Source organism: Erythrobacter sp. MTPC3 (assembly GCF_042854385.1).
Lineage (GTDB): Bacteria > Pseudomonadota > Alphaproteobacteria > Sphingomonadales > Sphingomonadaceae > Erythrobacter.
Genome location: NZ_BTGP01000009.1, coordinates 72,501 through 93,922 on the forward strand (window position 1 = coordinate 72,501; position 21,422 = coordinate 93,922).

15 protein-coding genes and 1 tRNA gene are annotated in these 21,422 nt (G+C 58.0%); 7 read left to right on the plus strand and 9 right to left on the minus strand.

What is annotated here, in order from left to right; translation table 11 throughout:
* Window positions 1-27: 27 nt before the first annotated feature.
* Window positions 28-104: transfer RNA gene (locus ACGHU1_RS12885), tRNA-Met, on the plus strand.
* Between the two features lie 481 nt (window positions 105-585).
* Here ACGHU1_RS12885 and ACGHU1_RS12890 read toward each other — a convergent pair.
* The 4 genes from ACGHU1_RS12890 to ACGHU1_RS12905 all read right to left on the minus strand — a co-directional run bounded on the left by ACGHU1_RS12890 (window position 586) and on the right by ACGHU1_RS12905 (window position 6,283).
* Window positions 586-1,884 carry a sodium-dependent transporter gene (locus tag ACGHU1_RS12890; protein ID WP_390587547.1) on the minus strand — a complete coding sequence of 433 codons (1,299 nt, stop codon included), beginning with the start codon at window positions 1,882-1,884 and terminating at the stop codon, window positions 586-588.
* Between the two features lie 65 nt (window positions 1,885-1,949).
* Entirely contained in the window at window positions 1,950-3,281 is a 1,332-nt protein-coding gene (locus ACGHU1_RS12895; RefSeq protein ID WP_390587549.1) for an MFS transporter, read from the minus strand.
* Between the two features lie 55 nt (window positions 3,282-3,336).
* On the minus strand, window positions 3,337-3,726 hold the full coding sequence (locus ACGHU1_RS12900) for a YybH family protein (RefSeq protein ID WP_390587552.1): 390 nt from the start codon (window positions 3,724-3,726) through the stop codon (window positions 3,337-3,339).
* 478 nt (window positions 3,727-4,204) lie between these two features.
* Window positions 4,205-6,283 carry a hypothetical protein gene (locus tag ACGHU1_RS12905; protein ID WP_390587555.1) on the minus strand — a complete coding sequence of 693 codons (2,079 nt, stop codon included), beginning with the start codon at window positions 6,281-6,283 and terminating at the stop codon, window positions 4,205-4,207.
* 275 nt (window positions 6,284-6,558) lie between these two features.
* Between ACGHU1_RS12905 and ACGHU1_RS12910 the strand changes: the two genes are divergently transcribed.
* The 3 genes from ACGHU1_RS12910 to ACGHU1_RS12920 are packed head-to-tail and all read left to right on the plus strand — an operon-like array spanning window position 6,559 to window position 10,863.
* Window positions 6,559-7,923 (plus strand): SWIM zinc finger family protein, encoded by a 1,365-nt coding sequence (locus tag ACGHU1_RS12910; protein ID WP_390587557.1) that lies wholly within the window; start codon window positions 6,559-6,561, stop codon window positions 7,921-7,923.
* Window positions 7,920-9,974, plus strand: coding sequence for a DUF6493 family protein (locus ACGHU1_RS12915; RefSeq protein WP_390587560.1), 2,055 nt, complete (start codon window positions 7,920-7,922; stop codon window positions 9,972-9,974). The genes ACGHU1_RS12910 and ACGHU1_RS12915 overlap by 4 nt, the downstream gene beginning before the upstream one ends.
* Window positions 9,922-10,863: a DUF6493 family protein gene (locus tag ACGHU1_RS12920; RefSeq protein ID WP_390587562.1), complete on the plus strand. Its 942-nt coding sequence runs from the start codon at window positions 9,922-9,924 to the stop codon at window positions 10,861-10,863. The genes ACGHU1_RS12915 and ACGHU1_RS12920 overlap by 53 nt, the downstream gene beginning before the upstream one ends.
* Before the next feature lie 93 nt (window positions 10,864-10,956).
* On the opposite strand, the gene ACGHU1_RS12925 is transcribed toward ACGHU1_RS12920, so the two are convergent.
* From ACGHU1_RS12925 to ACGHU1_RS12935, 3 genes are read right to left on the minus strand one after another with little or no spacing between them, the layout of a single operon-like run.
* Window positions 10,957-13,146: a xanthine dehydrogenase family protein molybdopterin-binding subunit gene (locus ACGHU1_RS12925; RefSeq protein WP_390587565.1), complete on the minus strand. Its 2,190-nt coding sequence runs from the start codon at window positions 13,144-13,146 to the stop codon at window positions 10,957-10,959.
* Window positions 13,143-14,129, minus strand: coding sequence for an FAD binding domain-containing protein (locus ACGHU1_RS12930; RefSeq protein WP_390587568.1), 987 nt, complete (start codon window positions 14,127-14,129; stop codon window positions 13,143-13,145). The genes ACGHU1_RS12925 and ACGHU1_RS12930 overlap by 4 nt, the downstream gene beginning before the upstream one ends.
* Window positions 14,126-14,632: a 2Fe-2S iron-sulfur cluster-binding protein gene (locus tag ACGHU1_RS12935; RefSeq protein WP_390587570.1), complete on the minus strand. Its 507-nt coding sequence runs from the start codon at window positions 14,630-14,632 to the stop codon at window positions 14,126-14,128. Before ACGHU1_RS12935 ends, ACGHU1_RS12930 begins: the two co-directional genes overlap by 4 nt.
* Window positions 14,633-14,914: 282 nt before the next feature.
* Here ACGHU1_RS12935 and ACGHU1_RS12940 point away from each other — a divergent pair, with 282 nt between their 5' ends.
* From ACGHU1_RS12940 to ACGHU1_RS12950, 3 genes are all read left to right on the plus strand, one after another.
* A complete protein-coding gene (locus ACGHU1_RS12940) occupies window positions 14,915-16,348 on the plus strand; it encodes a sensor histidine kinase (RefSeq protein ID WP_390587572.1) in 1,434 nt (477 codons plus the stop codon).
* Between the two features lie 2 nt (window positions 16,349-16,350).
* Entirely contained in the window at window positions 16,351-16,932 is a 582-nt protein-coding gene (locus tag ACGHU1_RS12945) for a GNAT family N-acetyltransferase (protein ID WP_390587574.1), read from the plus strand.
* Between the two features lie 251 nt (window positions 16,933-17,183).
* On the plus strand, window positions 17,184-17,783 hold the full coding sequence (locus ACGHU1_RS12950; protein ID WP_390587576.1) for an SDR family oxidoreductase: 600 nt from the start codon (window positions 17,184-17,186) through the stop codon (window positions 17,781-17,783).
* Between the two features lie 516 nt (window positions 17,784-18,299).
* Here the strand turns inward: ACGHU1_RS12950 and asd are convergent.
* A complete protein-coding gene (gene asd / locus ACGHU1_RS12955; protein WP_390587579.1) occupies window positions 18,300-19,148 on the minus strand; it encodes an archaetidylserine decarboxylase in 849 nt (282 codons plus the stop codon).
* Between the two features lie 265 nt (window positions 19,149-19,413).
* Window positions 19,414-21,285, minus strand: coding sequence for a methyl-accepting chemotaxis protein (locus ACGHU1_RS12960; RefSeq protein ID WP_390587581.1), 1,872 nt, complete (start codon window positions 21,283-21,285; stop codon window positions 19,414-19,416).
* Window positions 21,286-21,422 lie beyond the last annotated feature (137 nt).

Consider the following 21,422-nt stretch of genomic DNA (forward strand, 5'->3'; position numbering starts at 1 on the left):
CGTCTCTAGCAGACGCGTACATGGTGACGCGGGATGGAGCAGTCCGGTAGCTCGTCAGGCTCATAACCTGAAGGTCGTTGGTTCAAATCCAACTCCCGCAACCACCGTTTTCAATCACTTACATCAGGTCGCTTCGTCTAGCGTAACTGCATGTCCGCGTGGCATCCGCAAGCGGGCGGAATGTTGTCCTTACGCTGCCAATCTATTGAGATATGAAAGTCCGCACGTGGACGATATCGGGCGCCGCACTCAATCATTTCGGTCAGTGATCCTGGCGCGGACTTCCTTCAAAAAGTCTTCATCACCAGTGGTGAATGCTACCACAGATCGCGCGCGCTCTGACGGGGATATGCCGGGAACTGGCTCCCTGTACGACTTCAATGTTTACCGTCTTGGATACCGGACCGGTATTGATGCCATGCAAACTGCCTGACACGCAGGGCCTAGGCTACCATCCAAGGTGATCAACCTTTCGTTCTCGGGCGAAAGCTCCTCGCCGTTACCTATCAAATGGGGGCGAGCGCGTGATAATTACATCCAGAAATCAATCCTAGGTCAGCGTCCAGCCATCGCTCGGTTAAAAGTTCAACCGGCCAGCCCCGTGACGAAAATCGCTGTGATTGCCAGCGGCACCAGATAACGGATTGAGCCTCGCCAAAGAGCGAATAGCCAATCGCTGGTTTGTGCCAATTCTGCTCGCATTAGCGACCGCGGCGCGGCCCAGCCGGCGAGCAGCGCGGCTGTCAGCGCGCCCAGTGGCAATACCACGCTCCCCACCAGCCAATCGAGAAGTGTATCCAACCCGTCGATCAGAACAATTCCGATGCCTCCGCCCCACGCGAGCAGCCCGAAAAGCATGGTCGCGTTGCGCTCGCTGATGCCAAATTGTTCGCTACCGATAGTCCGAGCGACCATCAGAATAGAAATGGATGAGGTGAGCGCCGCTATGAAGGCGAGAAAAAAGAACGCCCCGCCGATCAGGTTGCCAAACTCGATGCCCGCGAAGAAAGTCGGCAACGTTTCAAAGATAAGGCCCATTCCTGCTGCGGGGTTCATCCCAAATGCAAACACAATCGGAAAAATCATCAGCCCGGCGACAATCGCAACCGACGTGTCTGCGCCAGCGATGACGGTAGCGTTCGAACTGATATTTTCGTCTCCCGAAAGAAACGAACCGAGTGTGATCATAAGAGCCCCGCCCAAACCGAGCGAAAACAGCGCCTGTCCAAGAGCGGCGAGCACTACCTCGGGGGTCACTTCATCAAATCGCGGCGTGAACAAATATGCGAGTGCATCACTCGCCGCACCGCTGAACAATGCGAACGCGGCCAAGCTCACCAGAATGAGGAAAAACATAGGCATCAGGAAAACCGATGCTGTCTCAATGCCTTTATTCAGACCGCGCAACGCCACAGCCATTGTGATCGCCAAGAAAGCAGTGAACCACACCATTGAGGTGATTGTACCGCCATAAAGCGGGGGCGCATTGCCAGCGCCCAAATCACCCATGAAAGCCATCACGGAATACGCCATGATCTGCCCTGAAATCATTGAATAACTTGGCAAAACCAGCACCGCCATCGCAATCCCAAACCAGCTTGCGATTTGCCAGTTTGGTGATCGACCGGGCCGGGCTGCCATGCCTGGCGTAGCTGCGACCGCGGCAGCGCTTTTGTGCCTGCCAATGGCCAATTCAGCTATGAGCACCGGATAACCAATCAGGAAAACGCAGGCGATATAGATCAGCACGAATGCGCCGCCGCCATTCTCGCCAGCTTGAAATGGAAAACGCCACAGATTGCCAAGCCCGACAGCGGAACCGATTGCAGCCATCAAAAATCCTAGCCGCGAACTCCACCGCTGTTTGCCTGCGTCGCCTGCCATATTTTATGTGCCTTTGTTCGCTACGCCAAAATGCTGGAAATCCGCCAAATCTGACTCTCGATAGCTTACTGCACTCCCTGCGGCAGTTGGGTGTAATCCCCCACGCGGGCGAGCCACGCGACCACAAGACCAAGGCAAGCGATGCCCGCGACCGCCAGATAAGCAGCGCCGTAGCCTGCCCCTTCGACAAGCCAGCCGGAATTGCCCGACATGATCGAGCGCGAAAGATTTGGGATGGCCATGAACAGCGCAAACTGGCTTGCCGCGATGGCTGGATTGCAGATCCGCATCGCCCATACGATTGCGCTGATCACGAGCGTGATGGAGGTGATAAACATGGCTGCCGAAAGGGCGATGAAGGGCATATCGCCCAGCCAAAACGGGTGAGAAATGGCAGCGATGACAGCCAACAGCACCAGCGCCGCAAACTGGCCCAGGATCGACCGGCGCAGACCAAACACACGCTCAAGCAAAATCGGAATGAACAGGCCAAAGCCTGCGGCCGTAATGTTCAACAGCGCACCGAAGTTTGCATATCGCTCGCTCGACCATCCCAGTTGCTGAACGGCGAGCGTTGGATTGACCGCATCGGCGAACGCCAGATACGCGCATCCGCAACCCGTCGCGAACAGAAACAGCAGGGTGCGCGGCACAAACACCGATCGCAATACGCCTGACAGGATCGGCCACCAGGCATCGTGCTGGCGCTCTTCGCATTCGCGCGATGCCTGACCCATAGACCAGGGTAGCAGGCGTTCGCCCGGCCGTTCGCGGAACACGCTTACAAAAAGCGAGGCGAACGCGACCAAGGCTGTGAGGAGAAGCGCGGTCGTGGCAATCCCGTAGGAGACAAGCGTTTGTCCGGCCAGAATACTGCACACGGCCACGCCGAAGGACTGGCTGGCGAACATGAAGCTGTTGATCGCGGTGCGCTCCTTCTCAGGCACTATGTCCACCGCCATCCCGTCCACGGCAACGTCGTTGAATGTGGCGCAAAGGTTGAGTGCAAAGCAGAGCGCGGAAAGAAGTGCGATGTCACCTGCGCCCGGCGCGATGACAGCCATCACGATCAACGCGGCCACCATCAGTGCCTGCGAAAGCAATATCCAACCGCGCCTGCGCCCCATCGGCCGGAAAGCATAGCGGTCCATAACAAGGCCGTTGAACAGCTTGGTCGACCAGGGAAGCAGGGCGAAGCCGACAAATGCACCCACCTCAAGAGGCGTGGCCCCGGCTTCGGCAAGCCAAGCGGGAAGCGCGATGAGCGACAAGCCCAATGGCACGCCTTGTAGAAAGTAGAGGACGATAATCGCTGCGAACCTCGCGGTGCGATTTTCGGAAAGTGCGGGAAGTGTCGCCCGACCCGGCTGTATGCCTGCCGTTGCCGCCTGTTTCATGTATCGGGTCCTTTGAGACTGCCAGTCAAAGTTGCTGTTTGCCCGGCTCATTCCGTTAATGTGTCGACCAACTGTCGATCATCAATCGCCACTCGCCCGCCGGCGTACAGCGAAAGATGCAAACGCCCTTGCCTGTTTCGTGCAGTTCCGATCCATCTTCGCGTGAGCGATAGCGGGCGACGTAAACATAGCGGCTGATCGCGAGGTCACCCGATTGCTCCATGGCTATTTCGGTCTTGTCCCACGACGCTTCGTAGGCAGCGAAGAAGGTGTTGGCCCACGCACCGACAGCATCTTTCCCAACCAGCTCGGCCTCTCCGGGTACCTGAAAGACAACGTCTTCGCTCATCAGGCCAAGAATGCGATCGGTGTCGTTTGAATTGATCGCAGCGACATAGGCCGGGTGAAGATCGGCGGTTGAAACGGCGGTCGCAGTGCTGCGCATGTTCTCATTCCTTATAAGTGTGCAGATAAATGCCCCCGGCGGATGATAGGGTCGCAACATCACCCGCCGAGGGCGCCCACCAAGCGAACAGTGCTTGGTGTATTCTTGAAGGATTATTCTGCTGACTAATCGTCGGTATCGGGCGCGATCACCGCTTTCCGCGCGAAAATGCGCATCCTTGCTGCTGGCCCGCGCGCGATGGCGAGGGCGCAGATCAGGGTCTGAAATTTGAACATGCACTCTCCCCTCTCACAATGATCCAGCCACTCCTGACAGTGTGCCGTTTTTGCCGTTTCGCCGCGATCCGGCACGTGTCCGGCAATTGGGCGCAACTTTCCTGCTGCCTGCCGAGCAGTCGCTCGCCAAAGCCTGTAAAAATAAGCGGTATCCTGTGTTCCCCTGTCGACTGAAAAGTGCCAGCCAAGGCATCGGATGGTCAATCCACCCGAGCGTCAAAAAAGCGTCAAAACCTGCGCTTTTAGGCGGTTCGCGGGTCTCGCGGAATCAGATCGGGCCAGCCGAACCGTTCCCATGCCTCGACCATGCCGATACGCTCGGCAAACTCGATGAAACCGGGATGGCGGATCGTGCGATTGATCGGGTCGATGTCGATCCACAAGCTCATCAGGCCGTATAGATTGGCCGGATGGATACATTCGGAATAGATCTTCATCGCAAGCTCGCTGTGTCCCATCCAGATCGCCGGCAGTGCGATAGAGGTATCGTAAGGATCGGGCATCGCGGCGTGCAGGCCATCAATCATCTGGCAGTAAGCGGTGCGTGCAGTTTCTTCTCCGCTGTAAAGTCCCTGCGCGGCAATTTGGAAATACGCATCGCGTGCCGCGTCGTCCATGGGCGGCATACCGGGGGGACGCATAATCGTGGTGCCAAGATGAACACGAAGGCCGTAATGGGACTGCACGGCCTGTTCAAAATCCCCTTTCGCCATTTGAGCCAAAGGGAGCCAAATCGCAGGTGCGCCCAAGCTGGACATGCGTTCTCCCGCGGCGCACGCTTTTTCGTACTCACCAAGGGACAGCCATGTTGAGGCAAGCATTGCATAATTGCGGGCGTAAACCGGATCGCGATCCACTGCCGCCTCGACATAAGGAAGCGCTTCTCTGGCTTTGCCAAGATAGAGGAGGCACGAGCCGAGCCGTGAACATACGTCGGCATCGTTGGGATCGCGCGCATAGGCTTCAAACGCCATTTCGAGCGCATCGGCGGGCCTGAATTGTGTCCATTCATGGATGCCAAGGATCGAGAAAGCCTGGCCCTGAGTGGGATCGAGAACAAGCGCACGCTTTGCGCATTCGGCAGCCTTCGTCGAATGTTCGATCCGTTCAAGGCTGGGCGTAGTCGCTGCTGTCATAATGTGCGCGTCCGCGAGGGCGGTCCAGCATTCGGCGAATTCGGGATCAATCTCCAGAGCCTGTTCGTATAACTCGATCCCCTTGGCAGAAACGTCCGCCCCGCCAATCCGCTGGATCATGGCTCGTCCCTGGAGGTAGAGCGCATAGGCGTCGCGGTCGCGGGTCATTTTGCGTGACGGCGCTGGGGTTACTGTCAGGCACAGCGCGCTGCAGATCGCGGCGATGACATTTGTGCCGATGATTTTCCGCCCGTCAAAAAAATGCTCGATCGAACCGTTCAGCCGGTCGGACCAGATTTCTGTGCCCGTCTGGCCGTTGATTAGCGCGATGCGGATCTCGATTTCCTGCTCCCTGCGCCGCACCTCGCCCTCAATCAGGTGAGAGACGCCGAGCGTTTGCGCCATCTGGGGAAGGGTGTCTCCCTGTGCAGCGACCGCAGCCACCGAAGACCGGCCCGCCAAAGCAATTCCGCCGACCCCGGCAAGCCGTGTCGAAAGCTCATCGACAATCCCGTCAGCGAGGAAGAAATTGCCGCCGACTGCGTCGATTTGCTGAAACGGCAAAAGCGCGATTGTGGCCTGATGAGTGATCCGGTTGAAAGCCCGGTAGGACGGAAACCGCGCCCGCGCTGCCTCGGTCAATCGCTCTGCGGCCGGTTTCGCGGCTGAGCGGATGGCCTCAGAAAGCCCGGAGCGCAGACGCGCATCGACATGCACCCGGCGATCGGTGAGCCATTCATCGAAGGAAGGATTGAGCGATACGCCTTGCAGCAATGGACGATTGCCTATGGATAGCAATTCGCCGACCACATGATCGGTTTCTGCCGCTGCAATCGCGGCCTCGAGACCGCTCAGGTCACAGCGCAAACTATCCGGGTTAACCGAGACTTCCGCGCGCGAGACAACCAGCGCATCAATGCCATGCTCCATCAGCTTGCGTTGCAGTTTGAGCAGGCATTGGCGAAGACTGGCCTTGGCTTGCGGAAGGAACCGGTCAGCCCAAAGCAATCGCGCAAGCGCCTCCCGGTCCATCGAATGCCCCGGCTCTATGCAGAGGATCGCGAGCAGCAGGCTAGCACGGCGATCGGTAAGCTCGATGATTTCGCCAGAGGGCGCCGCAATGCGGAACTCACCGAATAAGGTGGCTTCGATTGAGTTCAGCGCTTCAAGCTGCGTCTGATTCAATTAAACCTCTCCCCCCCCGCAGCGCAGATTACAACTAAACTACGGCGATGCAATCGCGAGGGACGCACGTTCTGGAGGTCGCCGGTATAACCAGACAGGCGTGCGCGCTGGGTGGGACTTGATTGTGAAATTGAGACAGCGTTCAATCAATCAAACCGACGCCGGCAACAGGCGATTAAGAAGTTCGTGATAGCGCAGCCAGAACCATTCGTTCATGGAAGGTGCCGGGTTGAAGTAAGCACCCGTGTATGGATGCAAATGGCATTGGAGAGGCCATGGCTGCAGCACTTGATTTCACCTATCAGTACGCGTTTCCGTCTGGTGTTGTCGCAAATGACGCTAACGCGCCGCAGCTTTCGCTCGCAACATGCGATGCTGATCTGGCCAACCCCTATTTCTTCGAGGGAAAACTGCGCAGGCCAAGGCAGGCCGGCGAGATGCTCTATGTCCTTAGCGATGTGGTCCGCACTCATTTCTTCCTTCCGCGACCGGCGCTGCTCGATCCGGTTCTGACGAGCAACGAAAGCCTGCTGAGACTAGAGGGCTTCAGCGGTTGCTGCGGCGTGTATGCCCGCGTCGATCTGCCCGAATGTGTATTCGAGGGCGATTGCCACGGACGCGGAACGACTAATGTCGATTTCAACACCGAGATGCGCAGTGCGCTGCTTAGGTTGCGCGATGACGAGCACGTCGAATTCGCGGTCGGCGCGGACGAGGTTGTCCTTAGTCGCGGCGGCGAGCGCACGGTTGAAAAAAAAGTGCAGCTGCCCCTGAGATGGATCAAGGGGTTCAGCGAGGTGCAGGCATACCTGCCGCGTCTGGAAGTGGCGATGGAAGTCGCTGCTCCCGATGCGCTGCGGTTCCTGCGGTCACTGCCCAAGTCCAGCGTTCCGAAGCGGCCCACATTCGCCATATCCGCCGCCCGTTCCATTCGCGCCAGTCAGCGCGAAGTATCGGGCGCCGTGCCGATCCATGGCACGCACCGGATCAAGGTGTTTGAGCCCTTGCTGCTAAGGGCAAGATCGCTGCGCATCTGGGTGGACCATGACAGCGGGGCGAGCGGGTGGGAGGTCCGTTTCGACGAGGGTTCGTTCTTCCTCCTGATCAGCCCGGAACTTTATCGCGGTTTTTCCGGCGAGGGGCAGGTGCTTTCGGCGCTGGCAAACCCGCCGAGCGATGATGCGGTGGCGAAGGTCCGCGCGAGCCTCAAATGGCAATCGGAGCTTAATGCGAATGCTCTTGGCGATCAGCTGGGGCTACAAAGTGCCGAAGTGGTCGGCGCGCTGGCAGTGCTCGGCAGTCGCGGTCTGGCTGGGTTCGATAGTGAGAGCGGCAACTACTTTCACCGCGAATTGCCATTCGATCTCGACAAGGTGGAGGAAATGCAGCCCCGGCTGGGAAATGCTCGCAAGCTGATCATGGCGGGCAAGATTTCTCTTCTGGCTCCTGCCAGCGGCGATGCTCCTGCTATTTACAACGTTGCCGGAACCGGCACGACACACCGCGTGCGATTGGAAACCGAGGGCGCGGTCTGCACCTGTCCGTGGTTCAGCAAATATCAGGGCCAGCGCGGGCCGTGCAAACACATCCTTGCCGCCTCGATCATGGCGAGTGATGACGAAGGCGGAGCAGGACGATGACACCGGACGAGCTGGAACAGCTGATCCTCGAAACGAAAGACGCCGAAACCGTCCGTCTGGCGTTCAAGGAGATGGACGAAACGGCGCGCAAGAAGCTTTCGGCAACAGCCAGCAAAGTGCACCGTCAACTGCATGAAGGCAAAGCAAATGCCAATGCATCGGACCGGCTGCAGACGTTCCTCAAGACCCGCAAGGATGGCAGCTACACCCATTGGAATTCGCGTGCCAACAGCAACGCCGTGTTGGCTGTCTTTGCTCTCGGGCCGCTGTCCGCAGTCAAGAAATGGTATATCCGCCCAAGCCACGAAGACGAAGAAGTCTTTCGCAAGCTGATCGCCGATCGCCGGCCCCAATGGCTGCCGGACTGGATCGATTACGAATTTGAACAGGAATGGCCTCAGCTCGACTTCGCGACGGTCCGCACCTGGGTGTGCGATGGCTTGATCGCAAAACCCGTAGGCGAGGGCTATTATCGCTCATTCGCCTCACATCTGATGCGAACGGGCTTCTATGGACGGGATAAGACGGTTGTGCCCCCGATCAGCAAGCAAGTGCTCGCCGACCCGAAACTCCTCGACGACATCGAGGGGCTTTTCCGTGTGGAGACGACCGCATTCAACACCAACAGCTGGCTCGTCAAAGGCGCGCCGGATCATTACGAAACGTGGCCCCAGGCGCTCGTCAAACTGGCAGAAGGCGGCCATTATGATCGCGCAAAGCTGCTCGATCTGGCGCTGTCTGGTTTGCAGGCGGATATCAAGCAGAACCAGCTTGCGGGCTATCACAAGTTTTTCAAGCTGTTGCAGCCGAGCGAAAAAGAGATCGCGTCGCGCCAGCCCGCGCTGATTGCTCTGCTCTGCCACCCGGTCGGCCATGTCGCCAAGTTCGCGATCGACATGCTTGCCGCGCTCGAAAAAGCAAAGCTGCTGGACGATGAAAAGGTGCTCCCTGAATTGCCGAGCGTCTTTTCAACAGAAGCGAAAGGCAATGGCATCGCCGCATTGCGGCTGCTCGACAGACTGCTCAAACGCACGGCCAAACAAAACGGGGGCAAGCCGGATGCGCAGGCACTGGGCGGTGTTATCGAAGGTCTGCGTCATCCTAATGCGGACGTCCAAAACAAAGCGATTGCGATGCTCGGCACCCATGCAGGGTCGCTCGACCGGTCGCAGTGGCGGGGCGTTGAAAGTTTCGGCGCGTTTGTCGCTGCCAGCCACCGCGGCGCGATGGCGAAGCTGCTGGAACTGGCTGGCGATGCGATTGAACCTGGAAGTGTTGCCGCGGCCGCACCCGATGCCGAGATTATCGCCGCCTATCGCCCTGATACGCGGGATTTCGCGCAATGGACGGTTCTTGACGATGCAGCGCGAATTGCACCGGTCAAAGACTTGCAGGAATTGATCGACCTTGCCTTTCACTGCGCCGAAATTGTCGAGGATGTCGACGAGATCGAGCGATTGATCGACGGGATCAGCCGCCTTGCCGATCAGCGTCCGGCCGATTTCCGGGACCGCGTCGATCCGCTCATCCACCGTATGCAAAAAGGCGGGACAAGCCAGACCGGTCTGGCGTCGGCTTTGCCGGGTGTTGCCGAGGCGGTGCGTGCACTTGTGCTCACTTGGGCAATGGGAGAGCCGCGCGACCCGGACAATCAGGAGCTTGCCTACTACAGACAGGAGGACGCTTTTGTGCCGGTGATCGCGTTTCTTCATTCGGCCGCGCGGCATGTGCATAGCCGTCAGCCACGGCAATTGCTTTCGGCAATCACGCATCGCGGGGGATGGATCGATCCGCTGGTCTGGGTCGAGCGCCTGCGAGCGGTGAAAGCGGGCGGGATCGCAGATTCGATGGATTTTCGCCTGTCGCTGCTGCGGCTCGCGCCGGATAATCGGGCTCAAGCCCTGGAAATGGCGTCGGCTCTCTCTGGCGATGCGGGCCGGTTGGCCCGGTTTGCGCTGGGCGGTAATGATACCCCCACGCGTAGCGACCGCGAACGGTATGCTTCGTGGATTACCGCAGCGCGCGCGCGAACCCCTTGCGGATTGGAGTGAGGAATTCAAACCGCTCGGCGTCACTAATCCGTGGCCCGGCGGGGTGGTTCCGGCCATCTACGAATGGAGCACCTCAAGCAAGGCGGAACAGTACGCCGACATGCGGTGGAGGACCCCGATTTTTAAAGCGGGGGTAGAGCAGACCGACCGGGGCGCTGGTTCCGCTGGCGGCGAAGAGGCCAGCGTATTCAATGTCTCCCGCCTCCTGAACCTGAAGAAAGGCATTGGGTGGGAAGAAATGCCGGCAGCAGCCGTGCATCAGAACAAGTCCAAGGCCAGATATGATTTGGACGGCGATTTGAATACGACATGGGTTGCACAGTGGCTTGCCTATATCTGGCCTCAGAACCCGGCCTACGCCTATTTCGGCGGAGCGAGGCTATTGGTGCAGCGGGTGGATGATGATGCCAGCAATTGGAACCCGTCTCACGGCTTTTTCAAGGCGCTGTTTGTCCGCGGGCGGGTATGGGGTGAGGCCGAACATCTGCTGCTATCGCTCGGATTGGTGGGTAAGGATGCCGATGCGAAGGGGCTCGCCATTGATGCCATGATTGAGGGGATCGAAACGCGGCAATTCAATCCGGCTCTATTTGCGCACACGATGGCGCGTCTGGCGAATGGCGGCTGGCTAAAACTCAACCGGGTGGGAGAGACCCTGAAGCAGGTGATTGAGGTTTCACCGCTTCACGCAAATGCGATCGGCACCGCGTTGCAGGACTGGTTGCCCCATTTCGATCTGAGCCAGCGTAATTCCTTCTATGTTCTCGAAGCAATGGTGGAGGCGCAAGCAATTGCGCCGCAGCCCTTGAGTGACGAGGTTCGAAAGTGTCTCGGGCAATCGAAAGGCAAAACCAAGGCCGCGAAACTCGCGCAGCAAATACTGTCGTAGGGTGGGGGCGGTCGCCGTTCCAATGGCGACCTCTGCCGCGCGCGCCGTGCTGACAATAAATGTCTGCCCTGACCCTTGGCGCAAGCGGAATGATCAGTCCGGCATCGCCGCCAAAACGCGATCAGGGGTAATGGGATAATCGAAGGCGCGAGCGCCGCACGCATTGTAGATGGCATTCGCGATGGCCGCAGCCCCTCCGCACATGCCAAGCTCGCCGATGCCTTTCGCCTGGATCGGGCTGGCTGCCGGATCGCGCTCTTCGACCATAACCACATCGAGATCGGGCACGTCGCGGTGGACCGGAACATGGTATTCGGCCAGATCGCAGTTGACGAGGTGGCCGTCATGCGGATCGAATTCGAGCGCCTCGGTAAGAGCGACGCCGATGCTCCATGTGATACCGCCCAGACACTGGGACCGGGCGGTCTTGTGGTTGAGCACCCGGCCGAAACCGAATGCACCCAGCATCCGGTCGACGCGTGTTTCGCCGGTAAACCGGTTTACCCGGACCTGCGCGAAGAAAGCGCCAAAGCCCGACGCGGTGTAATCGTCCTTGATATCGCCGGGTTCGTAATGCCCTTCGCGCGAGAGGTCTTTTCCATCAAGCATCGTGACAAGGCTTTCACCTGTCGAGCTTGAGCCATCAGACAGGTCAAGTTCTGTTTCGGTGGTTCCGATGCGCTCTGCCAGCGCCTCTCGGATCGCTTTGCAGGCGACATACACCGCTGATCCGATGGACGCCGCGCCCCAACTGCCGCCTGAACCCGGCCCGCGCGGATGGCGGGTATCGCCCAGATCGACCAGCACGTTTTCGGGATCGAGGCCAAGCATCTCACCGGCAAGCTGCGCCATGATCGTGTAGGTCCCGGTTCCGATATCCGTCATGTCTGTTTCAACAAGCGCCGTTCCGTCAGCCTTCAGCGTTACCCGCGCCTTTGCTTCGGAAACGTTGTGAACGCGCGCGGCACTCGCCATGCCCGTGCCAATCCACCATTCACCTTCACGAGTATGACGCGGCTTGCGCGGGCCGCTGTCCCAACCGAATTCTTCGGCACCCTGTTTGAGGCATTCGGCCAGTTTGTGGGATGAGAAGGGCAGGCCCTGTTCCGGATCGTTCTCGGGAATATTCTTGAGGCGTAGTTCAACCGGATCGATGCCGACTTTCTCGGCAAGGATGTCCATTGCCCCTTCGAGCGCGGGCATACCCACTGCCTCTCCCGGCGCGCGGACCGATCCGGCAGTCATGCGGTGTATGCGTGCCACTTCGAGCATCAGCTCGCGGTTTTCGCCGCCATACAGGAAATGGGATGATTGCAGGACCGGTTCGGCAAACGCTTCGCCCGGCAGGTTCGAAACGAGCGCATGATGGCCAAAGCCTGTCAATTTGCCGCCTTCATCCGCTGCCAGACGCAGTCGCTGCGTCGTTTCCGACCGCCGCATCACGCATTGGAAAACTTGCTGGCGCGACATTACAACGCGCACAGGCCGGCCGAGATGCTTTGCCGCGAGAGACGCGGCGACCGTTTCCTCGCTTATGCCAAGCTTTGACCCGAACCCGCCGCCGACAAAGCGCGACACGATGCGGATATTCTCCTCCTCCATGCCCAGCGCGTCAGCCAATTCGCTGATGTTGTAATTGAGCATTTGCAGCGATGCGTGAACGGTCAGTTTTTCGCCGTTCCATTGTGCAATCGCTGCATGGGGTTCCATCGCCGCAGAAGCGTGCCCCTTTGTCGTATAGGTCACATCGACCGAATGCGCCGCTTCGGCCATGGCATGGGCCAGATCACCCTGCCTGACGGTTTCGTCTTCCTGCTCTTCGGCTTCGACCGATTGAGGGTCGAGCGGGGCCCCGTCCTCCTCGCGATATTCAATGGCGAGATGTTTGGCCGCATCGCGTGCCTCTTCAAAAGTCTCGGCAACGATCAGCGCGATTGGCTGGCCCCAGTAGCTGACCACGCCCGGTTCCTGCTGAGGCGCTCCACCGGCGGTTCCCTGCGCTGCGCGCGTGCACATCCTCGCGTCGTCAATGACCGCCAGAACGCCGGACATTTCGAGCGCGGCTTCTTTGCCGATTGAAACCACTTTCCCGCGGCTAATCGTGGACGTAACCAGCACACCTTCCGCGCAACCGGCAATGGGGTATTCAGCGGCGTATAGGGCCGTTCCGGTGACCTTTGCCATTCCGTCCACGCGGGGGATGGCCTTGCCCAGAATGCCCTGTTTCATGCCATCGAGGCGGTTGGTCTTGTCGGGCTCGTCCTGTTTGAAATGCACGGTCATGCCGCCTCCTCCGCTGCTTGCTCAAGGACGGCGTGCAGCGTCCGCCGGGTAAGGGGAATTTTGAAGTCATTCTCACCGAACCCCTGCGCGTCTTCGAGCAAGAGGTCAGCTGCCCGGTCAAACAGTTCGCTAGACGGGGCGTTGCCGACAAGTGTTTCGGCAAGGCGCGGATCGTGCCATGGTTTGTGCGCCAGCCCGCCGAATGCAAGATCGGCGCGGGTAAACTTCCCTTCATTCATCTCAATGATGGCGGCAATGGAAACCAGCGCAAAGGCGTAAGATGAGCGCTCGCGAACCTTGCGGTAAAGCTGCGCACCCCTGACTGGCGGGGGCAGGGTAACAGCTTGAATCATTTCGCCCGGTTCAAGCACATTTTCGCGCCAGGGCGTATCACCGGGAAGGCAATGAAAGTCGCGAACTGCGACTGTGCGTTCAGCGCCGCCTGGCCCTGCAATCTGCACTTGAGCATCAAGTGCGCTAAGGGCAACTGCCATGTCTCCGGGATAGGTTGCGATGCACTGGTCGCTTGTCCCGAGAACGGCGTGCAGTTTGGCAATACCTTTGATTGCGCCGCAGCCGCTGCCCGGTTCGCGTTTGTTGCAAGGTTGATCGATATTGGTGAAATAGAAACAGCGGGTGCGCTGGCACAAATTGCCCCCGGTCGTCGCCTTGTTTCGCAATTGCTGCGTTGCGCCGGCTAGAATGGCGCGGGCAAGTACCGGATAATCCGAACGCACCCGAGGGTGGACCGTCGTTTCGGTATTGGTCGCGAGCGCCCCGATTGAAAGCCCGCCGTCAGCGGTATCTTCGATCTCGGCAAAGCCGACGCGGTTTATGTCGGCAAGCGTTTCGGGCGTTTCGACCTGCAATTTCATCAGATCCAGCAGGTTTGTCCCGCCAGCAATTGCCAAAGTCCCTTCCGCACCCGTCAAGTCTCCTGCGTTTTGCAGGGTGCGAGCTCGCTGATATGAAAAAGGTCTCATGCGCTGTCTCCCGATACTTCGCGAATGGCGGCAACGATATTGGCATACGCGCCGCAGCGGCACAGATTGCCGCTCATCCGTTCCCGGATTTCCTCGCCTGAGGCCGTCATCTCGCCGTCCAGTGTTTCGCTGGCGTCGCTCGGCCAATTGTTGGCTATTTCATCCATCATCGCTGTCGCGGAACAGATTTGCCCCGGCGTACAGTAACCGCACTGGAAACCATCGTTTTTGACGAATGCCTTCTGGAGGTCGGACGGATTGTCAGGGGAACCGATACCCTCGATCGTCGTGATCGCCTCGCCATCATGCATCACTGCCAGAGTGAGGCAGGAGTTGATCCGGACACCGTTGGCGATGACCGTGCAAGCTCCGCACTGGCCGTGGTCACACCCTTTCTTGGTGCCGGTGAGGCCGAGATCGTGCCTCAGGAAATCAAGCAGGGACGTACGGGGGTCTTCCGGCAGAGTCTGCGACTTGCCATTGACTGAGATGGTATCGGGCAAAGCTGTCTCCTTTCCCCCCTCAACAATCGAAACGGTATTTGTGTCCGACTATTCTGGATGCGATCTGCGATTGAGCTGCACCGCGTGGCGATCGGATGCCGGTATAGCGGCGGAATTTATGTGCAAGCAGGACCAGCATGGGCGCTGCGTAAACGCATTCGCTCCATCTTTTCAATGTCATATGCGGTGTCATGTGCCTTGCATTGAGTTCCGGTATGGCGATCACGCTACTTGTGCTAATCATTCGGGAATAATAGTTAGCAGCAGAAGGACGACGTTGAGATGAGTGCCGATCGATCAGCCTTGGGAATGCTGGATGCGACTGAAATCGCAGCAACATTTCCCGATCCTTTTCTTGTCCTTACGCTCAACCTGACAGTTGAATACGCCAGCCAGCGTTTTTACGATTTTTTCGAAGCGAGTGAAGCTGAAACGATCGGCAAACCCTTGCGCGAACTGGGCAACGGGCAGTGGGATATCCCCTCGCTGCTCGAACCGCTTGAGCGGGTTATCGAGACGAAGACTTCCATCGAAGACTACGAGGTCGAGCACACGTTCGAGAATATCGGTCACCGGATCATGCTGCTCAATGCGCGTAAAACCATACGGCCCGGAAACGGATCAACGCGAATTCTGCTTGTCTTGGAAGACGTGACTGCCGAAGCGCTCGCCGCCCGCGAGATGGAGAAGCAGGAACGGCTCATGACCGGAATTGTCGGCACACTTCGCGAGCCTTTGCTCGTGCTCGATGCCGATCAGGTTATTCTGACCGCAAGCGAAGCGTTTTATCGCGTGTTCGATACATCGCCCGACGCGACCATTGGCAAACCTTTGCAGAAAATGGGAAACGGCCAGTGGAATATTCCCGAATTGCATAAAATGCTCGGTGAAGTGCTGACCGAAAACGCGCCCGTTGTGGATTTCGAAGTTCGCCAAAACTTTCCCGGCATCGGTGAAAAATTCATCGTGCTCAACGCGCACAAAATCCTGCGCGATGGCAAAAATTCCAGAACTATTCTTTTAGCGATGCAGGACGCAACGCTGGAAAAGCGGTTGGAACGTGCCCAGCAAGCCGCACTTGAACGAGCTAACGACCTGCTGGAGGAACTCAATCACCGGGTCATGAACAGCTTGGCGATGATAGGTTCGATCATGGCGATAGAGAGCCGTTCTCTCTCCGACGATGACTGCAAGGCCGCTTTTGAGCGCATCAATTCCCGCGTGATGTCGATCGGCGCGCTTTACAGGGGGCTGGTTCGGAATGAGTCGGTGAACCAAGTATCTGCTGACGAGTATATCGGCGGTGTGGTCCGCGATGCCGTTTCGGCTTTCGGTCCGCCGGAATGGGAACTGCAGATTGATCTGGACCTTCCGCCCATCTCTCTGACAACCGAGATAGCGGTCCCGATGGGCCTTGTCGTGAATGAGCTGGCTATCAACAGCCTGAAATATGCCTATGCTGGCCGCCAGACCGGCCGCCTGTCGGTGAGCATCGCGAATTCGGCGGAGGGTATCAAAATACTATTCAGCGATGATGGCCCTGGAATTGATGAGAATGCGCGCGTCGATTCAGGTCTTGGGCAAAGGTTGACCAGCGCACTCGTGCAACAGATGGGCGGGACCATCGCGCTCGACAGCGGTGATGGCGGGACGCGATATACAATTGCCATTCCTGCATCATCGAACAGCGCCAGATCAGCTGGTAACGTGGGCTGAAATTGATCATCAACACCGTTCTCAACGATGGAACGCCTATCTGCATTCGGCGAGTGGCGGCGAGCGATGAGCAGCGATTGAAAGACGGGATTAAAAACCTGTCGAAACACTCACGCTATCTGCGTTTCTTTTCAGGGATGAGAGAGGCGCCGCAAAGCGTGATCAACAAGCTTATCGATGTTGATGGATACGACCACATAGCCTGGGGAGCCTTGCGGTCTGATCTGGACGATAGCCCGGCTTTGGGGATCGTCCATGCTTTCCGCGAGGAGAGTGATCCGCGCACCGCCCAGTATTCTGTTGCGGTCGTCGATCAGTATCATGGCCGCGGCCTTGCGAGGCTCCTCACGGCGGTATTGCTGCTGGATTGTTACCGGGAAGGTTTGCGGGAATTCGCCGTGCATATTCTCGCCGAGAATGAAGCTGCAATCGCTCTCACTCGCTCCCTTGGCGGAAAGAAACAGGGGCAGGACGGCAGCGTTACGGAATTCGATATCGAAATTGCAAGAGCTATCGCCGCGTTGAAAGCGGAGGACGATGTCCCGGGACTTGCCAAGATATTCGATAGCTTTTCAGACGCATAGAGCCTGCGACCGTTCTGGTGTCCGTAGCTCGTCGAACGGAATTCAGGCGCGTTCCGCTCCTAGCGGAAAATATCTCTTGGAACACTCGGTCTGCGGTTCCGTTAGTGTCGCAAGAAGGGCTGGAAATTCCAGACCAACGGATATGAGCGCAACCACAGCTGAATTCGACTGAAACGGCGCGCCGATGTCAATGCAACCCTTCCTCCCTGATTGCGCTTTGCGCGGGGGACGGACACGATTGGAGAATTGAGATGAAAATTCTAGTAGCCGGCGCGACCGGCCAAACAGGCGTTCGCCTTGTCGAAGAGCTTTGCGCGCGAGGTCACGATCCTGTCGCGCTCGTGAGATCGTCTTCGGACACATCCGAACTTCCTGAAAATATCGAAACCCGTCTAGGTGACCTCACCGATCTGGATGACGATGTGACCGAAGGCTGTGAGGTGGTCATTTTTGCCGCTGGTTCTGGCGGCGGGACGAGCAAGGAGATGACCGACAAGATTGACCGGGACGGGGCCATTCGCCTGATCGAGCTTGCCGAAAAAGGCGATGTGCGGCGTTTCGTAATGTTAAGCTCGGTGGGCGCCGGAGACCCCGATAGCGACAGCGAACTTGCCCACTATCTCAAAGCCAAGCACGCGGCAGACGAGCGACTTAAGGAAAGCGATCTTGAAAGCGTGATTTTGCGTCCTGTCAGTCTGACAGAAGCAGGGCCGACAGGCAAAGTTCAGCTAGGCGAAGATGTCGATCCTAATGGCGAGGCCGCAAGAGGCGATGTCGCCGTTTTGTTGGCCGATGCTGCCGAACAAAAAGAGTGGGCCGGGCGGGTCACCCTCATGGAAACTGCCGGGTAATCCGGCGATGGCTATCTTCGCGCTATTGGACAGGCCGATCTCAACAAACCCAATCGCAAAAAATACGGTGGCGGCCACAAGCACGAGGCCAAGCGATTTTTTGATCAGGGCAATCTTCTCAGCGACGGGAAGATCGTTGCGCCACCGGTCGATTAGGTTGCCGGTTCCCGCAGTATTCGGTCTGCCGACGCTGTTTGCCTCAGGAAAAATCGAATTCAAATCGTAAAAGATCGACTTTGCGATCTTGTCCTGACTAGTTTTCCCCTCGGGTGAGGTTGCCATGTTCACCGAACTCGCTCTTGATAGACCCGCCTTAACCAGAAACGGGGAAATGCCTGCAGCTAGGTTAAGGCTGGACCACTCGGATGGTTCAAGTCTTTGATCTGATTGAATCAGGTGGCCGGAAGTCGATCAAGGGAATTGCGGGTGCCACTCCATCGCTCCGCTCAGATCTCGGGCATGTTTGGTGCCTAAGAGCTGCAATAGAACCGCATCAGTTAGAGCCTGAAGTCCGTCTTAGCGCAGACCGTCGCCCATCCGCTCGCCAAGGCGAACGGTTTGTTCCGGTGCCCAATTCTCGTTGAATTCAATGGTGCCGGGCTTGAACAGCATGATCACTGTCGAGCCAAGCAGGAACCGGCCCATCTCCGCGCCTTTTTCCAGCACGATGCCCTGATCATCATATGTCCATTCCGCCAGCTGGCCGGAATGCGATGGATTGACCACGCCATGCCATACGGTCTGCATGCTTCCGACGATTGTCGCCCCGACCAACACCATAACGAATGATCCGAAATCGCTGCTATCGAAGACGCAGACCACGCGTTCATTGCGAGCAAACAGGTTTGCAACACCGCGCGCGGTCACAGGATTGACCGAGAAAAGCGCGCCGGGCACGTATATCATCCGCTGCAATGTTGCGGTGCATGGCATGTGAATGCGGTGATAATCCTTTGGCGAAAGGTAGATGTTGGCAAAGTTGCCATTTTGAAACCGCGCCGCCAGATCGGTATCGCCGCCTACCAGATCCGTCGCGGTGAATTGGTGACCTTTGGCCTGAAACATCTTGCCATCGTCAATCGCGCCGAATTGGCTGATCGCGCCGTCCACCGGACACAGAAAATCTGCATCTGCCATGGGCCGCGCATCTGGTTTGAGAGCGCGCGTGAAAAAGTCGTTGAACGATTTGTAGCTCGAAAGATCAGGATTGGCCGCTTCAGCCATGTCGACTTCGTATTTTTGCGCGAACCAGCGTATCATCCGGGTGGTGGCGGCACCCGCTTGGGCTGACGCTGCACGGCCTGCGATTTTGGTCAGCATCTGTTTGGGCAGACCATATTGCGCCAATACTTTTATTCGGTCCATTAACGCACCTTCGATGATAGCCCGGCTCCGTTCCCTGTTTGAACAGGTAAAGCCATGATTATCTGAGGCCTAGCGGTCATTGGCGCAGCTGGACAGGGGAATGTCGGAGGGGCGTCCAGCGTAGGGCGGGCGGGAACGCACCGATGGCTGCCGGGCTAGGGGGCAGTTTCGATCCATGGTCCGGCGGAGCAGGAAGGATATGCGGCGCGTATGGCTGCGCACACCTTTTTCCCGTTCGCAAAAACCAGCGGAAGCGGCGCTGACCTTACCCTTCGCGCACCTGCCTTAGGAAAGATTCGACCTGCGCATTCAAAGTGGATGCCTGTTTGTCGAGATCGTTGGCGCTGCTCAGAACCTGGCTTGCTGCTGCACCTGTAGACAGCGACAATTCGCGCACGTCATCGACATGCGAGGCGACTTTTTCAGTGCCGCGCGCCGCAAGATCGATTGAGCGGGCGAGATCATGTCCTGCAACGGATTGCTGATCGACAGCGCTTGCGATGGACACTGCGGTGGTTTCCAGCTCTTTCACCTGTGACGCGATGGATCGCAGCGCGGTCACGCTGTCGCCGGTGGTGTCCTGCATTGCGCGGATCTGATCGGCTACCTGCTCGGTCGCGCGGCTGGTCTGCATGGCGAGTTCCTTGACCTCGCTGGCGACGACCGCAAACCCGCGCCCGGCCTCGCCCCCGCGTGCCGCCTCAATCGAGGCGTTGAGGGCAAGCAGGTTTGTGCGCTGGGCGATAGTGGAGATCAATTCAACGATCTGGCCGACCTGATCGGCGGAATCGGCGAGGGCGGAAATAGTCGTATCCGCCTCTTCAGTCGCATCCGTGGCAAGCCGCGCCAGTTCGCTGGAAGACGCCGCCTGACGGCTGATCTCGCCGATGGAAAGGGCAAATTCATCGCTTGCCGCAGCCGCTGCGGTCGCGCCGGAATTGGCCTCTGTCATGTCCTGCGAAAGTTCATTCGTGCGCTCGCTGGTCTGCTGCGCGGTTCCGGCCATACGGGTGGCCGTGCTTTGCAATTCGCGCGATGCGGTGCTCACATTGCTGACGACTTCGCCGACGGTTTGTTCGAACTGGCGGGCGACATCGACAAGCAGTTTGGCTTTGCGCTGCTCGGCTTCTTCCCGCTCGCGAGCGCGCTCCTGCTGGCTACGCATTTCAGTTTCAGCGCGTTCTGCGCGTTCACGCGCCCAATCTTCCAGCTTTGCCCCGGTGCGTTTGAACATCGCGAGAGAGCGGGCCATGGCGCCAAGCTCGTCCTTGCGATTAATGCCGTCGATCTGAAATTCGCGGTCGCCTTTCGACAGGCGGACCATGCCATCGGTAATCGCGCTGACCCGGCGTGAAAAGCCAGTGGAAAGATAGCCGAGGCCTATCAGAAGAATCGTACTGCCAATCAGTCCGAGAATGACCACGATCGTGATCATGCTGAAAAAATACTCCATCCCGCTTTGTTCGATTTCAGCGGCATACCGGCTGAGATCGGTGGCAAATTCGTCCGCCTGCAGGAATAACGCATCACCCTGGTCCGACAATTGGTAAGCGAGCGCGACCGAAGCTTCGCTGCGGCCTTCGCGCTCGAGACTTGTCATCAACGCTTCGAATGTGGCGTTGTATTCATTCAGGCTGTCACGGTTCTCGGCCAGCTTGTCTGATAGTTGGGGGATGTGTTTTTGGACCACCTCCGTAACTTCGGCAAGCTGCGCGCGCGCCGCGGCAAAGCTTTCGCGCTGTCGGTCTTGCGCTTGCGTTTCCTGCCCAAAAATCATGCGAACGGTGTTGTAACGCAGTTCGCCGGTTGAACCGCGCAGCTCGGTCGATGCGACAACGCCGCCCTGCGCCTCGACGCTTGTCTGGTATCTTAGGTACACCTCGCTCAGACCAAATGCTAAGACCATTGCCATCGCAAACAGGACAGCGAAAAACGTTCCGAAGATCGCATGGATTTTGCCTTTAATGCTAAGATCGCGAAACCACTGAAACCGTTCGAGGAAACCGTGGTTCTCTCGTTCTTTCACTGAACCGGATGAAGCGGACGGCTCGCTATCGTCCATGCCTATTCCCAACTGCTGTGAGAAATCGGTGATGGAACGACTATCATGCTCTTCGTTGAGGCTCATCATGTTCATGCGGTTCGACCCTTAAGTCAGTATTTCACGCAAAAAGTTATGAAGGAAAATCCTTTCCAATTCCTTGCGTCTTGCAGGGGAATCGCCTGAATTCGGGCAATTCGTTGCGAATTTTTCAATAGAAACTGGTAACTTGA

Bases quoted from the DNA above. Each gene is read 5' to 3' on its own strand.
- ACGHU1_RS12890 (WP_390587547.1), bottom strand. From the start codon at position 1,884: ATGGCAGGCGACGCAGGCAAACAGCGGTGGAGTTCGCGGCTAGGATTT.
- ACGHU1_RS12895 (WP_390587549.1), bottom strand. From the start codon at position 3,281: ATGAAACAGGCGGCAACGGCAGGCATACAGCCGGGTCGGGCGACACTT.
- ACGHU1_RS12900 (WP_390587552.1), bottom strand. From the start codon at position 3,726: ATGCGCAGCACTGCGACCGCCGTTTCAACCGCCGATCTTCACCCGGCC.
- ACGHU1_RS12910 (WP_390587557.1), top strand. From the start codon at position 6,559: ATGGCTGCAGCACTTGATTTCACCTATCAGTACGCGTTTCCGTCTGGT.
- ACGHU1_RS12915 (WP_390587560.1), top strand. From the start codon at position 7,920: ATGACACCGGACGAGCTGGAACAGCTGATCCTCGAAACGAAAGACGCC.
- ACGHU1_RS12920 (WP_390587562.1), top strand. From the start codon at position 9,922: ATGCTTCGTGGATTACCGCAGCGCGCGCGCGAACCCCTTGCGGATTGG.
- ACGHU1_RS12925 (WP_390587565.1), bottom strand. From the start codon at position 13,146: ATGACCGTGCATTTCAAACAGGACGAGCCCGACAAGACCAACCGCCTC.
- ACGHU1_RS12930 (WP_390587568.1), bottom strand. From the start codon at position 14,129: ATGAGACCTTTTTCATATCAGCGAGCTCGCACCCTGCAAAACGCAGGA.
- ACGHU1_RS12940 (WP_390587572.1), top strand. From the start codon at position 14,915: ATGAGTGCCGATCGATCAGCCTTGGGAATGCTGGATGCGACTGAAATC.
- ACGHU1_RS12950 (WP_390587576.1), top strand. From the start codon at position 17,184: ATGAAAATTCTAGTAGCCGGCGCGACCGGCCAAACAGGCGTTCGCCTT.
- asd (WP_390587579.1), bottom strand. From the start codon at position 19,148: ATGGACCGAATAAAAGTATTGGCGCAATATGGTCTGCCCAAACAGATG.
- ACGHU1_RS12960 (WP_390587581.1), bottom strand. From the start codon at position 21,285: ATGAACATGATGAGCCTCAACGAAGAGCATGATAGTCGTTCCATCACC.